This is a genomic window from Mesorhizobium sp. M7D.F.Ca.US.005.01.1.1 (assembly GCF_003952545.1).
GTDB lineage: Bacteria > Pseudomonadota > Alphaproteobacteria > Rhizobiales > Rhizobiaceae > Mesorhizobium > Mesorhizobium loti.
The window spans coordinates 1,368,539-1,382,330 of sequence record NZ_CP034453.1 but is presented as its reverse complement, the minus strand read 5'-3'; the positions used below and the strand labels follow the sequence as shown (position 1 = coordinate 1,382,330).

The following is a 13,792-nucleotide window of genomic DNA, read 5'->3' as shown; positions in this document are numbered from 1 at the left end:
GCCTGCCTCACGCTGCAATGCTGGTGGATACAGCAAACGTGTTTTTCAGGCGATTGGAAAAACGGGAGGCTTGTATGCAGTCGTGGCTAGCCCGCCATCATTTTGTCATGCAGGACCTGATTGCCGGCCTTTGAGGTTGCGGCGTGGACGACCAGCGCCGTCATGATCTCGGCCGCCGCCAGCGCCGCGATGATTTGCGGGCGCTTGTCCTTGACGGTGTCGCCGCCTATCGGCGAGACGAGGCGGGCAAACTCGGCTTGGCTGCCGTCCGCCGATTTCAGGAACCAGTTCCGGAACGTCGCTTTCTTGGTCTTCGAACCGATCATGCCGACATAGGCGGCATCATCGCGCTTTAGCGCTTCAGCGACGATCAGGAAATCCAGCGCATGGTCGTGGGTGAGGATGGCGAAGGCCGTGCCGGCGGGGGCGTTTCGCACCTCGGCCTCGGGCATCGGCGTCAGCCGCGTCTCGACGGTTTCCGGCATGCCTTCCAGCGCCTCGGCCCGCGTCTCAATGACGACGCCGTGCACGGGAAGTAGTGCGATCGTCGACGCCAGCGCCTGGCCGACATGGCCGCCGCCGAAAATGTAGACATGCGGCAGGTGCGCCTCCTCGGCTTCCGCAGCCGCAACCAGCTCAGCGGCGAGCTCGGCATCGACGAGCCGGATCAAGACTTCGACGCGCCCGCCGCAGCATTGGCCGATTTCCGGCCCGAGCGGGACGTCGAGGGTGGCGCGGCTATCCCTCCCCCTTGGGGGGAGGGTGGCGGCGAAGCCGCCGGGTGGGGTCGCCGCGGCAGTGCTCGACGCCGCCCTTGTGGTGCCTTCTGAGAGTACCCCCTCTGGTCGCTTCGCGGCCATCTCCCCCTCGAGGGGGGAGAAAAGCATCTGCCGGGCCTTGTCGATCGCCATGTATTCGAGCTGACCGCCGCCGATCGTACCAAAGATCGCCGTCTGCGAGACGAGCATGAAGGCGCCCTTTTCGCGTGGCGTCGAGCCTTTGGTCCCGGTCACCTCGACCAAAGCGATGCGGCCTTGACCAGCAAGGAAATCTCTCAGGCTTTGCACTTTCGAATTCATCATTCGCATTCCCGTGCCGGAAACATAAGGTTTTTCGACCTGAATTGCACGTATTGCCGACCCTGGTGCCAGACTCAGGCCTTGGCCTCGTCCTTCAGCCGTTCGATTGCCATCAGCACCCGCTCCGGCGTTGCCGGCGCATCGAGGCGCGGACAAATCTTGTGGTCGGCAATGCTCGCCACCGCATCCGACAGGGCGTGCAGCACCGACATGCCGAGCGGGAACGGCGGCTCGCCGACCGCCTTGGAACGGTGGATCGTCGGCTCGCTCGCTTCCGGCCAGTCTGCCAAGGTGACGTTGAAAATCTTCGGCCGGTCGGAGGCGAGCGGAATCTTGTAGGTCGACGGCGCGTGCGTGCGCAGCCGGCCCTTGGCGTCCCACCACAGTTCTTCCGTCGTCAGCCAGCCCATGCCCTGGATGAAGCCGCCCTCGATCTGGCCGATGTCGATGGCTCGGTTCAGAGATCGGCCACAGTCATGGAGAATATCGGTGCGCTCGACCATGTATTCGCCGGTCAGCGTGTCGACAGAGACTTCCGAACACGAGGCGCCATAGGCGAAATAATAGAAGGGACGGCCCTCGCCCTTGTCGCGGTTCCAGTGGATTTTAGGCGTCTTGTAGAAACCGGCCGCCGACAGCTGGATGCGGGCCATATAGGCCTGTTTGATGAGATCGGCGAAGGCGATTTCCTGGTTACCGATGCGCACCCGGTTGGGCAGGAACAGCACCTGATCGCTCGGCACCTGATATTTTTCGGCGGCGAAATCGATCAGCCGATCCTTGATCTGACGAGCGCCATTCTGAGCCGCCATGCCGTTGAGGTCGGAGCCGGACGACGCTGCCGTGGCCGAGGTGTTCGGCACCTTGCCGGTCGTGGTCGCGGTGATCTTCACCTGGTCGAGATCGATCTGGAACTCTTCCGCCACCACTTGCGCCACTTTGACGTAGAGGCCCTGTCCCATCTCGGTGCCGCCATGGTTCAGATGCACCGAACCGTCGGTGTAGACATGCACCAGCGCGCCGGCCTGGTTGTAATGCGTGGCGGTGAACGAGATGCCGAACTTGACCGGCGTCAGCGCCAGGCCACGCTTGATGAAACGGCTGTTGGCATTGAAGGCCGATATTTCGCGCCGCCGCCGCGCATAGCTGGCGCTTTGCTCCAGCTCGGCGACAATGCGCTGAATGACGTTATCCTCGACCGTCTGGTGGTAGGGCGTGATATTGCGGTCCGATGTGCCGTAGAAATTCTTCTTGCGGATTTCGAGTGGATCCTTGCCGACGGCAAAGGCCACCTCGTCGATGACGCGCTCGGCGCCGACCATGCCTTGCGGGCCGCCGAAACCACGAAAGGCGGTGTTCGACACGGTGTTGGTGTAGAGCGGCGCCGATTGGGCGTGCACCGCTGGCCAGAAATAAGTGTTGTCACAGTGGAACAGCGCGCGATCGGTCACCGGGCCGGAAAGGTCCGAGGAAAAACCGCAGCGCGCCGCGAACATGAAATCGACGCCGAGGATATTGCCCTCGTCATCAAAGCCGACTTCGTAGTCGACGAGGAAGTCATGGCGCTTGCCGGTGGCGATCATGTCGTCGTCGCGGTCGGGCCGGATCTTCACGGCGCGATGGTGCTTCTTTGCGGCGATCGCGGCCAATGCCGCAAACTGATTGCCCTGCGTTTCCTTGCCGCCGAAGCCGCCGCCCATGCGGCGGATTTCCACCGTGATGGCATTGCTCGGCACGCCAAGCGCATGACTGACCATGTGCTGGACTTCGCTCGGATGCTGGGTCGAGGAATAGATGGTGACGTCCTGATCTTCGCCCGGAATGGCCATGGCGATATGGCCTTCGAGGTAGAAATGCTCCTGGCCGCCGATGCGCATTTTTCCCTTTAGCCGGCGCGGCGCCTGACGGATTGCTGTGGCGGCATCGCCGCGCTTCAGCGTGAGAGGCGGCGTGACGAGCTTGTCCTTCTTCGGATCGAGCGCACCAATGTCGGTGACGAAGGGCAATTCCTTGTATTCGACCTTGGCCAACCTTGTAGCACGGCGCGCCTGCTCGCGCGTCTCGGCAATGACGCAGAAGATCGGTTGGCCATAGAATTGCACCTTGCCGTCGGCCAGCACCGGCTCGTCGTGGCGGCCGGTCGGCGAAATGTCGTTCTCGCCGGGCACGTCCTTGGCCGTCAGCACGTCGACAACGCCGGGCGCTGTACGCACCGCCGAGAGATCCATGCTGGTGATCGTGGCATGCGTGGCGGCAGAAAGCCCGAGGCAGCCATGCAGCGTGCCTGATGGTTCCGGCATGTCGTCGATATAGACGGCGGTGCCGCTGACATGCTTGTGCGCGGAATCGTGACGCTGGTCGTTGGCGACGCCTCCGACGATCTTTTCGGCCTTGAGATTGGTGCTGGCGTGCTTGTTCATCATGCCGCCTCGTGCCTTGAGACCTGGATCGGCTCCCTGGTGCCGCTGGTCTCGGCGAAGAAGCGCAGCAAGAGATTGCGCGCCGCCAGGGCGCGATATTCGGCCGAGGCCCGCATATCGGTCAGCGGAGTGAAATCCCTGGCATATTCGGCCATCGCTGCCTCAACCGTCTGTTCGGTCCATGGCTTGCCGAGCAGCGCTTTTTCGACGGAAGACGCCCGCTTCGGCGTCGCCGCCATGCCGCCATAGGCGATGCGCACCTCCGCGACCGTGCCGTCCTTGGCCAGCCTCAGGAAGAAGGCGCCGAGGGCCGCGGTAATGTCCTCGTCGCGACGCTTGGTGATCTTGTGGATGGCGAATTTCGTGCCCTTGGCGGGAACAGGAACGTGCACGGCCTCGACGAACTCGCCTAATAGCCGGTCTTGCTTGCCATAGGCAATGAAGAACGTTTCCAACGGGATGGTCCGCCGCTTCTTGCCCTTGCGCAGGGTGAGGCGTGCGCCAAGCGCGATCAAGGGCGGCGGCGTATCACCGATCGGCGAACCGTTGGCAATGTTGCCGCCGATCGTGCCCATGTTGCGCACCTGTTCGCCGCCGATGCGATCGAACAACGGCCCCATCGCCGGGATGCGCTTCGCCAGCGTCGCGAAGGCGTCAGTGTAGGTGACGCCGGCGCCGATCGAAATGACGCCCTTGTCTTCCGAGATGGTGCAAAGTCCGTCGAGATTGCCGATGAAAATGGCCGGCGAAATATCGCGCATGTGCTTGGTCACCCACAGGCCGACATCGGTCGAACCGGCAACGATGGTGGCGCCGGGTTCCTTGTCCAGCACGGCGGCGAAATCATCGACATCGGCCGGCACGACCAGCCGCGCCTTGGCCGAACCGATCTCGATCCGGGCGCCGTCATGCATGGCCTCTAGCCTCGCGGTGATCGCCTTGCGCTCCGCTGCCAGCGGATCCCTTGCCGCCTTGCCGTAGCTGGAGATGGCCTGGGCCGCGCGCATGATCGCCTCGTAGCCAGTGCAGCGGCAGAGATTGCCTTGCAAAGCCTTTTCGATGGAAGCGTTCGACGGGTCGGGTGATCTCATCCACAGACCATAGAGCGACATGACGAAGCCCGGCGTGCAGAAGCCGCATTGCGACCCATGGAAATCGACCATAGCCTGCTGCACCGGATGCAACTGGCCGGGTGAACCCCGCAAATGCTCGACGGTCACGACATGGGTGCCGTCCAGCGAGCCGAGGAAGCGGATGCAGGCATTGACGCTTTCATAGACCAACCCGCCGGCCGAGAGCTTGCCAACCAGCACGGTGCAGGCGCCGCAATCGCCCTCGGCGCAACCTTCCTTGGTGCCGCGCAGCGAACGGTCGAGCCGCAGCCAGTCGAGCAGGGTCGCATCGGGCGCAACCGACGAAAGCGCTACATCCCTGCCATTGAGAATGAAACGGATCTCGTTGCGGATATTGACCTTGGCCATGCCTCAGCTCCCCCTGTAGGTCGAGTAGCCGTAGGGCGAGACGAGCAGCGGTACATGATAATGCACCGGTTCGGCCATGCCGAAGCGGATCGGTATCACATCGAGAAAGGCGGGTTTCGGCAGGCTCAACCCCTGCTGGCGCAAATAGTCGCCCGCGGCGAAGAGCAGTTCGTATTCGCCGGTGCGGAACTCCGCGCCAGCGAGCAGCGGCTTGTCGCAACGGCCGTCGGCATTGGTGACAACGGTCTTCAGATGTGTCCGCGCCTTGCCCTCGAGGTGATAGAGCGCAATCGACAGTCCCGCTGCCGGCTTGCCGGTCGCCGTGTCGAGGACATGGGTCGTCAGACGCCCGCCATCGGCTTTCGACGTTTCTGCCATTGGCCGCCTCCCATCTCCGGTACGAGCGAATTGGCCCGGTACGATCAAATATCAACAGTGAATTGTGCGCCAATTAAAGGCGATGCATAAGTCCCGGTCGAGCGGAGTGCGACAAAAACACTTTCAAAAATTTTCGGGGGAATGCGCAGGCAGCCCTTTCGATATCCTGATCATACTTCGGGCCATGCCCGGCGGGAGGGACGATGCGTTACGAAAGAGACATGCGCGGCTACGGAGCCAATCCGCCGGACCCGAAATGGCCTGGCGGTGCGCATGTCGCCGTGCAGTTCGTCGTCAATTACGAAGAAGGCGGCGAAAACTGCGTGCTGCACGGTGACAAGGCCTCTGAAGCCTTCCTGTCGGAAATCGTCGGCGCGGCACCCTGGGTGGGCCAGCGCCACTGGAACATGGAATCCATCTACGAATATGGGGCGCGGGCCGGCTTCTGGCGGCTGCTTCGGCTGTTCACCGAGGCTGAGGTGCCGATCACCTGCTACGGCGTCGCCACAGCACTCGCCCGTTCGCCTGACCAGGTCATGGCCATGCAGGAAGCCGGCTGGGAGATCGCTTCGCACGGTCTGAGATGGATCGACTACCGCGACCACAGTGTCGAGGATGAGCGCCGCGACCTCGAAGCGGCGATCAAGCTGCACTACGAAGTGACCGGCGCGCGCCCGACCGGCTGGTACACCGGCCGCACTTCGGTCAACACAGTGCGGATTGTGGCGGAAGAAGGCGGCTTCGACTATGTGTCGGACACCTATGACGACGAACTGCCCTACTGGTTCGAGCATGAGGGCGGCACGCAGCTCATCATCCCCTATACGCTCGACGCCAACGACATGCGTTTCGCCACGCCGCAGGGCTTCAACTCGGGCGACCAGTTCTTTGCCTATTTGAAGGACAGTTTCGACACGCTCTATGCCGAGGGCAAGGCCGGCCGGCCGCGCATGATGAACATCGGCCTGCATTGCCGCCTCGTCGGGCGGCCGGGCCGGGTGGCGGCGCTGAAGCGCTTCGTCGACTATGTGAAGTCGCACGACAAGGTCTGGCTGGCGCGGCGCATCGACATCGCCCGCCACTGGCAAGAGGCCAATCCTTACAAGCCGGCGGCACTACGGCCATCGAAGATGGAATTCGAGACGTTCGTTCATACCTTCGGTGGCGTGTTCGAGCATTCGCCCTGGATCGCCGAACGCGCCTACGAGCTGGAACTGGGTCCGGCGCACGACACATCGGGCGGCCTGCACAATGCGCTTTGCCGCGTCTTCCGTTCCGCCAGCGAAACCGAGCGGCTTTCGGTGCTCAACGCCCATCCCGACCTTGCCGGCAAGCTAGCCAAGGCCAAACGGCTGACGGCGGAATCGACCAGGGAACAGGCTTCGGCCGGCCTCGACGCGTTGACCGACAAGGAGCGCGAACTGTTTTCCAAGCTCAACGCCGCCTACGTCACCACCTTCGGTTTCCCCTTCATCATCGCGGTGAAGGGCAAGACGAAGGAGGAGATCCTGGCGGAATTCGAGGCGCGCATCGGCAACAGCCGCGGCGTCGAATTCGAGACCGCCTGCAAACAGGTCGAGCGCATCGCGCTGCTCCGCCTCAAGGACATGCTTCCGCAATAGGTTTGAACCCATGGATACGATCAGGATGCCCGACCGAACCTATTACGCGCCGCATGGCGGCCATCCCGGCCAGAGCGAGCTTCTGACCGGCCGCGCCGTCTTCACCGAGGCCTATGCCGTCATCCCCCGGGGGGTGATGCAGGACATCGTCACCAGTGTCTTGCCGTTCTGGGACAAGACGCGCGTCTGGATCTTGTCGCGACCGCTATCAGGTTTTGCCGAGACGTTCTCGCAATACATTGTCGAGGTCGCGCCCGGCGGCGGCAGCGATCGGCCGGAACCCGATGCCGGTGCCGAGGGCGCCCTGTTCGTGGTCGAGGGCGAACTGACGGTTCTGCTTGCCGGCAAGAAGCATGTCTTGCGGCCCGGCGGCTTTGCCTTCCTGCCGCCGGCCAGCGGCTGGACGGTTCGCAACGAGCGCAAGGCCGACGTCCGCTTCCACTGGATTCGCAAGGCTTACGAGGCGGTCGACGGTCTTGATGTGCCGGAAGCCTTCTTCACCAACGAACAGGAAATCGCGCCAACGCCGATGCCTGGCACCGAGGGCCGTTGGGCGACGACGCGTTTCGTCGATCCGGCCGATTTGCGCCACGACATGCACATGACCATTGTGACGCTGGAACCGGGTGCCGTCATTCCCTTCGCCGAGACCCATGTCATGGAGCACGGTCTCTATGTGCTGGAAGGCAAGGCGGTCTACCGCCTCAACCAGGACTGGGTCGAGGTCGAGGCTGGCGACTATATGTGGCTGCGCGCCTTCTGCCCGCAGGCCTGCTATGCCGGCGGCCCGAGCAAATTCCGCTATCTGCTCTACAAGGACGTCAATCGGCACGCCAAGCTCGGCGGCGCCGGTATTGCAAAGCGCGCGCCATGACCCGTATCGTCGCGCGGCCGCTGACCCGCGAGAGCTTTGCCCCATTCGGCGATGTCATCGACATGGGCGGCGACAACCACTACCCGATCAATGGCGGCAGGGCCGAGCGCTACCACGATCTCGCAACCGCCGAGGCGACCGGGCCGAACGCCCGCGTGCTGATCTCGATGGTGCGCGGCACGCCATACGAATTGCCGCTGAGGCTAGGCATGGTCGAGCGCCACCCCTTCGGCAGCCAGGCCTTCATCCCGCTGTCGCCGCGCCCGTTCCTGGTCGTCGTCTGCCATGACGGTGAGCAGGGACCGGGCGAGCCGCATGCCTTCATCACAGCACCCGGACAAGGCATCAACTATTCCCGTAATCTCTGGCATGGCGTGCTGACGCCGCTTGGCGAGGCGCAGGATTTCCTGATCATCGACCGTGGCGGCGACGGCTCCAATCTCGAAGAGTTCCATTTCTCGCACGCCTACGAGATCCATCTCCCTTAATTTTTTGTGCGTGTCGTTACCCCAAAACCGGGGGCACTTTTGGGCGACATGCAGCAGGAGACCCCGTAATGACCGATATTTCACTGATCGACCGCCTGCTCGACGTCATCGAGCACGACATCGTGCCGAAGACGGCCGACGGTGTTGCCCATGGCAACAAGCTGTTCGGCGCGGCGATCCTGAGAAAGGACGACCGTTCGCTGGTGCTGGCCGAGACCAACAACGAGATGGAAAACCCGCTCTGGCATGGCGAGGTGCACTGCCTGAAGCGCTTCTACGAAATGCCGAAGGCCGAGCGCGTCGATACGAAAGACGCCATCTTCATCGCCACGCATGAACCCTGCTCGCTTTGCCTGTCGGCGATCACCTGGACCGGCTTCGACAATTTCTACTATCTGTTCAGCCATGAGGATTCGCGCGACAGTTTTGCGATCCCGCACGATCTGAAAATCCTGAAAGAGGTCTTCACTCTCGATCCCGGCGGCTACAATGCCGAGAACGCCTACTGGAAGAGCTTTTCCATACGTCGGTTGGTGCGAGCTTTGCCCGCGGCCGAGCGGCAACGGCTGGAAACACGTATTGGCGCGATTTCGGCGCGCTACGATGATCTGTCCGGCGTCTATCAGGCGAACAAGGACGATAACGACATTCCGCTGAACTGACGCGGATTGACCAGCAGAATTCGTTGGCTGGCCCACGACGCGGTACGGCAGGCTCCATCATCTGGCAATCCTGGAGCATGCCATGAAAACCGTCACCGAATTTCCTCGCAAAGTCGTCGAATTCCCGGATATGGGGATCGTCATGCCGGATGGCTGCCGGCTGTCGGCACGGGTCTGGATGCCGGAAGATGCCGGCGATGATCCGGTGCCGGCAATCCTCGAGCATCTGCCTTACCGCAAGCGCGACGGCACCATCTTTCGCGATCAGCTGACGCATCCCTATTTCGCCGGCCACGGCTATGCCTCGATCCGCGTCGACATGCGCGGCAATGGTGATTCCGAAGGGCTGATGGACGACGAATATTCCGAGCAGGAATTGCAGGACGCCTGCGACGTCATCGCCTGGGCGGCATCGCAGCCCTGGTGCAACGGCAATGTCGGCATGATGGGCATTTCCTGGGGCGGCTTCAACTGCCTGCAGGTGGCGGCCAAGCAGCCGCCGTCGCTGAAGGCGGTGATCAGCCTGTGCTCGACCGTCGACCGCTATGCCGACGACATCCACTACAAGGGCGGTTGCCTGCTGATCGAGAATTTCGGCTGGGCCTCGACCATGCTCTCCTACTCGTCGCGGCCGCCGGACCCGCTGCTGGCCGGCGACAACAGATGGCGCGATCTATGGCTGACCCGGCTGGAGAACCAGTCCTTCCTGGCACCGCTGTGGCTGAAGCACCAGCACCGCGATGCCTACTGGAAGCGCGGCTCGATCTGCGAGGATTTTTCCGCCGTCAAAGCCGCGGTGCTGTCGATCGGCGGCTGGCATGACGGCTACCGCAACACCGTCTCGCATCTGGCCAGCAACATCGAAGCCCCGGTCAAGGGCATCATCGGGCCGTGGATCCACAAATACCCGCACTACGCCGGGCCTAAGCCCGCCATCGGCTTCCTGCAGGAGGCGTTGCGCTGGTGGGACCGCTGGCTGAAGGGTGTCGACACCGGCGTCGAGGCCGACCCTGCCTACCGCGCCTATGTGATGGACAGCGTGCGTCCGGCACGCTGGCATCCCGAGCGACCGGGCCGCTGGGTGGCGGAGCAGGAATGGCCCTCGCCAACCATCAAGACGCAAACGGTCGATCTGATCCCCGCAGGCGAACCCGCCATCGTCGCATCGCCGCAAAGCTGCGGCCTAGCCGGCGGCGAATATTTTCCGTTCACCTTCGGCCCCGAATTGCCCGGCGATCAGCGCCCCGACGATGCTTTGTCGGTGTGTTTCGACCAGCCGGAACTCAACGAGGCCGTCGACATCGTCGGCGCGCCCGAAGTTGAGGTGCGGCTATCCTCCGATCGTCCGCAGGCCAATATCGCGGTCCGGCTGTGCGACGTGCATCCCGACGGTGCCTCGGAGCTGATCTCCTACGGCGTGCTCAACCTGACGCATCGCAATTCGCATGAATTCCCTGAAGCGCTGGTACCGGGCGAAACCGTTTCAGTGCGCGTCGTGCTCGATCAATGCGCCTATCGCGTCCCGGCCGGCCACCGACTGCGTGTTGCCGTTTCGAACACCTATTGGCCTGCCATCTGGCCATCGCCGGAGCCGGTCCAGCTCACCTTGTCGGCGGCGACGCTCAGCTTGCCGCTGCGGCCGCTAGCGACAGGCGACGAAGTGACGTTCGCCGAGCCGGAGGGGGCCACCCCCTGGGCAACAGAGACGATCCGCGCCGCCAATTCCGAGCGTCATGTCGATCGTGACGAAAAAACGGGAATCGTGACACTTTCCATCGTTGATGATTTCGGCGAGGTGCGCGATCTCGCTCATGGCCTGGCCAATGGCAGCATCGCTCGCGAGACCTGGACGATCCATCCCGACGATCCGCTGTCGGCCTCGGGAAAGACGCACTGGACGCAGACCCTGTCGCGAAATGGATGGTCGGTGCGCACCGAGACATCGGCCGAAATGCGGTCGGACGCGCAAAACTTCATCGTCAGCGCCAGAATCGAGGCCTATGAAGGCGAGAAACTCGTTTTCGAGCGCAATTTCGAGGAGAAGGTGCCGCGCGCGCTTCTTTGAGCGCCGATTTCGTTGGTCCAATTGCGACGTACGATTTACGCCACGGCATGTCGCATTCGGTCTTGCTTACCGCTTTCCCTTGCGGTCATTATTCTCCTCACAAGAAACAAGAAAAACGACCGCAGAGTCGAACCAACAGAGTGAGGAACTCAATATGTCAAACGAACTCGAATTCCTTAGCCGGCGTGTCGCATCGGGCAAGCTGAGCCGTCGTGATTTTCTCGGCCGGGCGGCAGCGCTCGGTGTCTCCGCACCCTTCGCCAACTCGCTGCTTTCAAGTGCTGCGCGCGCGGCCGGCCCGGTCAAGGGCGGTACGCTGAAGGCCGGCCTGGTCGGCGGCGAATCCACCAACAGCCTCGATCCGGCGCTGATGATGACACAGGTGCCGTTCGCCTTCGGCAAGTGCTGGGGCGAAATGATCGTCGAGCTGTCCCCCGAGGGCAAGCTCGAGAACCGCATCGCCGAGGAGATCGGCTCGTCAGACGACGCCAAAGTGTGGACGCTGAAGATCCGCGACGGCGTCGAATTCCACAACGGCAAGACGGTGACCGCTGAGGACGTGGCCGCCACACTCGAGCGCCATTCCGACGAGAAGTCGAAATCCGGCGCGCTCGGCTACATGAAGGGCATCGAAACCATCAAGGCCAGTGGCAAGGAAGTGGTGCTGACGCTGAAGGAGGCGAACGCCGACCTTCCCTACCTGCTCAGCGACTATCACCTGATCGTCCAGCCGAACGGCGGCAAAGACAAGCCAGATGCCGGCATCTCGGCCGGCCCTTACGTGGTCAAGACCAATGAGCCCGGCGTGCGCCATGGCGCCGAGCGCTTCGCCAATTACTGGCAAGGCGACAAGATGGGCCATGCCGACCAGATCGAGGTCATCGTCATCAACGACGCGACGGCGCGCACGGCCGCCCTGCAGGGCGGCCAGGTCAACATGATCAACCGCGTCGAACCGAAGATTGTCGACCTGATTAAGCGCCTGCCGGGCGTTACCATCCGCAACCACGCGGGTCCCGGCCACTACGTGTTCATCATGCATTGCAACACGGCGCCGTTCGACAACGCCGATTTGCGCATGGCACTGAAGCTGGCGATCGACCGCGAGGAAATGCTGGACAAGATCCTGCGCGGCTACGGCTCGCTCGGCAACGACTTCCCGATCAATGCGTCCTATCCGCTGTTCACCGAGATCGAGCAGCGCAAGTACGACCCGGACAAGGCCAAGTTCCACTTCAAGAAATCTGGTCACGACGGCTCGGTGCTGCTGCGCACTTCGGATGTCGCCTTCCCCGGCGCCGTCGATGCAGCGCAGCTCTTCCAGCAGAGCGCGGCCAAGGCCGGCATCACGCTCGAGATCAAGCGCGAGCCCGGCGACGGCTACTGGAACGAGGTCTGGAACAAGCAGCCCTTCTGCGCTTCCTACTGGGGCGGCCGCTCGACCCAGGACCAGATGTACTCGACCGCCTATCTGTCGACCGCCGACTGGAACGACACGCGTTTCATCCGTCCGGATTTCGACAAGATGGTGCTGGCGGCGCGCGCCGAGCTCGATGAGGCCAAGCGCAAGCAGATGTACCACGACATGGCGGTCATGGTGCGCGACGACGGTGGCCTGATCCTGCCGATGTTCAACCAGTTCATCGACGCGACCGGCGCCAAGGTCGGCGGCTGGGTCGACGATCCGCATCAGGAGCTGATGAACGGCTACGCGCTGGCGAAGTGCTGGCTCGAAGCCTGAGCTTGGCCTTGCGGATATGTCCTCACCCATCTTGAAACTGGTGGCCCAGCGCGTTGCGCTGGGCATTCTCCTCTTGTTGGCCGTTTCGGTCCTGATCTTCGCCGGCACCCAGATCCTTCCCGGCGACGTCGCGCAAGCCATTCTCGGACAGTCGGCGACGCCGGAGTCGCTCGCCAACCTGCGCGAGCAACTCGGGCTCAACCAGCCAGCCTATCTCAGGTATTTCCATTGGCTGGGCGGCGTGCTGACCGGCGATCTCGGCACGGCTATGTCGAGCGGGCAGGATATCGCCACGTCGATCAAGGGACGGCTGTGGAACACGCTGTTTCTCGCCTTCTGGGCGGCGATCGTCGCCGTGCCGCTGGCGATCATTCTCGGCCTGATCGCGGTGCGCTACCGCAACGGCTGGGTCGACAAGCTGATCTCCGGACTGGCACTCGCCTCGACGTCGTTTCCCGAATTCTTCATCGGCTATGTACTCGTCTATTTCTTCGCCGTGAAATGGCAGATATTCCCCGGCATCTCGACCGTCTATGACGGCATGCCGTTCGGCGAGCGGATGCAGGCGATCGCGCTGCCGGCGACGGCGCTGACGCTGGTCGTGCTCGCCCACATGATGCGCATGACACGTGCGGCGATCCTCAATGTCATGCAGTCGGCCTATGTCGAGACGGCGGAACTGAAAGGCCTGTCGGCCTTCAACGTCATCCGCAAGCACGCCTTCCCCAATGCCATCGCGCCGATCATCAATGTCGTCATGCTCAACCTCGCTTATCTCATCGTCGGTGTCGTCGTCGTCGAGGTGATCTTCGTCTATCCGGGCATGGGACAGTATCTGGTCGACCACGTCACCAAACGCGACGTGCCGGTGGTCCAGGCGGTCGGCCTGATCTTCGCCGCAGTCTACATCAGCCTGAACATCATTGCGGACATAGCGGCGATCGTCGCCAATCCGCGTCTCAGACATCCGAAATAGGGGGCG

Annotated in this window: 11 protein-coding genes; 7 read left to right on the top strand and 4 right to left on the bottom strand. The window is 62.8% G+C overall.

Going from position 1 to position 13,792, the window contains the following annotated elements; all coding sequences use genetic code 11:
- Positions 1–86 precede the first annotated feature (86 nt).
- The 4 genes from xdhC to uraH all read right to left on the bottom strand — a co-directional run bounded on the left by xdhC (position 87) and on the right by uraH (position 5,358).
- On the bottom strand, positions 87–1,079 hold the full coding sequence (xdhC, locus tag EJ076_RS06735) for a xanthine dehydrogenase accessory protein XdhC (RefSeq protein WP_126070975.1): 993 nt from the start codon (positions 1,077–1,079) through the stop codon (positions 87–89).
- Between the two features lie 74 nt (positions 1,080–1,153).
- Entirely contained in the window at positions 1,154–3,499 is a 2,346-nt protein-coding gene (xdhB, locus tag EJ076_RS06730; protein ID WP_126070974.1) for a xanthine dehydrogenase molybdopterin binding subunit, read from the bottom strand.
- Positions 3,499–4,980, bottom strand: a complete 1,482-nt coding sequence (gene xdhA / locus EJ076_RS06725; RefSeq protein ID WP_126067352.1) for a xanthine dehydrogenase small subunit — start codon at positions 4,978–4,980, stop codon at positions 3,499–3,501. The genes xdhB and xdhA overlap by 1 nt, the downstream gene beginning before the upstream one ends.
- 3 nt (positions 4,981–4,983) lie before the next feature.
- Positions 4,984–5,358 carry a hydroxyisourate hydrolase gene (gene uraH, locus EJ076_RS06720; RefSeq protein ID WP_126067351.1) on the bottom strand — a complete coding sequence of 125 codons (375 nt, stop codon included), beginning with the start codon at positions 5,356–5,358 and terminating at the stop codon, positions 4,984–4,986.
- Positions 5,359–5,561: 203 nt separating this feature from the next.
- Here uraH and puuE point away from each other — a divergent pair, with 203 nt between their 5' ends.
- The 7 genes from puuE to EJ076_RS06685 all read left to right on the top strand — a co-directional run bounded on the left by puuE (position 5,562) and on the right by EJ076_RS06685 (position 13,786).
- Entirely contained in the window at positions 5,562–6,980 is a 1,419-nt protein-coding gene (puuE, locus tag EJ076_RS06715) for an allantoinase PuuE (protein ID WP_126067350.1), read from the top strand.
- A gap of 10 nt (positions 6,981–6,990) precedes the next feature.
- Positions 6,991–7,854: a bifunctional allantoicase/(S)-ureidoglycine aminohydrolase gene (locus tag EJ076_RS06710; RefSeq protein ID WP_126067349.1), complete on the top strand. Its 864-nt coding sequence runs from the start codon at positions 6,991–6,993 to the stop codon at positions 7,852–7,854.
- A complete protein-coding gene (locus EJ076_RS06705; RefSeq protein WP_126067348.1) occupies positions 7,851–8,342 on the top strand; it encodes an ureidoglycolate lyase in 492 nt (163 codons plus the stop codon). The genes EJ076_RS06710 and EJ076_RS06705 overlap by 4 nt, the downstream gene beginning before the upstream one ends.
- Positions 8,343–8,410: 68 nt before the next feature.
- A complete protein-coding gene (locus EJ076_RS06700; RefSeq protein WP_109665571.1) occupies positions 8,411–9,004 on the top strand; it encodes a nucleoside deaminase in 594 nt (197 codons plus the stop codon).
- 82 nt (positions 9,005–9,086) lie between these two features.
- Complete coding sequence (locus EJ076_RS06695; protein ID WP_126067347.1) at positions 9,087–11,069, top strand: CocE/NonD family hydrolase; 1,983 nt, start codon at positions 9,087–9,089, stop codon at positions 11,067–11,069.
- Positions 11,070–11,223: 154 nt separating this feature from the next.
- Positions 11,224–12,810, top strand: a complete 1,587-nt coding sequence (locus EJ076_RS06690) for an ABC transporter substrate-binding protein (RefSeq protein WP_109665565.1) — start codon at positions 11,224–11,226, stop codon at positions 12,808–12,810.
- Positions 12,811–12,826: 16 nt separating this feature from the next.
- A complete protein-coding gene (locus tag EJ076_RS06685) occupies positions 12,827–13,786 on the top strand; it encodes an ABC transporter permease (RefSeq protein WP_013528249.1) in 960 nt (319 codons plus the stop codon).
- Positions 13,787–13,792: the final 6 nt, after the last annotated feature.

Coding starts and splice junctions, on each gene's coding strand:
- xdhC (WP_126070975.1), bottom strand. CDS start 1,079: ATGAATTCGAAAGTGCAAAGCCTGAGAGATTTCCTTGCTGGTCAAGGC.
- xdhB (WP_126070974.1), bottom strand. CDS start 3,499: ATGAACAAGCACGCCAGCACCAATCTCAAGGCCGAAAAGATCGTCGGA.
- xdhA (WP_126067352.1), bottom strand. CDS start 4,980: ATGGCCAAGGTCAATATCCGCAACGAGATCCGTTTCATTCTCAATGGC.
- uraH (WP_126067351.1), bottom strand. CDS start 5,358: ATGGCAGAAACGTCGAAAGCCGATGGCGGGCGTCTGACGACCCATGTC.
- puuE (WP_126067350.1), top strand. CDS start 5,562: ATGCGTTACGAAAGAGACATGCGCGGCTACGGAGCCAATCCGCCGGAC.
- EJ076_RS06710 (WP_126067349.1), top strand. CDS start 6,991: ATGGATACGATCAGGATGCCCGACCGAACCTATTACGCGCCGCATGGC.
- EJ076_RS06705 (WP_126067348.1), top strand. CDS start 7,851: ATGACCCGTATCGTCGCGCGGCCGCTGACCCGCGAGAGCTTTGCCCCA.
- EJ076_RS06700 (WP_109665571.1), top strand. CDS start 8,411: ATGACCGATATTTCACTGATCGACCGCCTGCTCGACGTCATCGAGCAC.
- EJ076_RS06695 (WP_126067347.1), top strand. CDS start 9,087: ATGAAAACCGTCACCGAATTTCCTCGCAAAGTCGTCGAATTCCCGGAT.
- EJ076_RS06690 (WP_109665565.1), top strand. CDS start 11,224: ATGTCAAACGAACTCGAATTCCTTAGCCGGCGTGTCGCATCGGGCAAG.
- EJ076_RS06685 (WP_013528249.1), top strand. CDS start 12,827: ATGTCCTCACCCATCTTGAAACTGGTGGCCCAGCGCGTTGCGCTGGGC.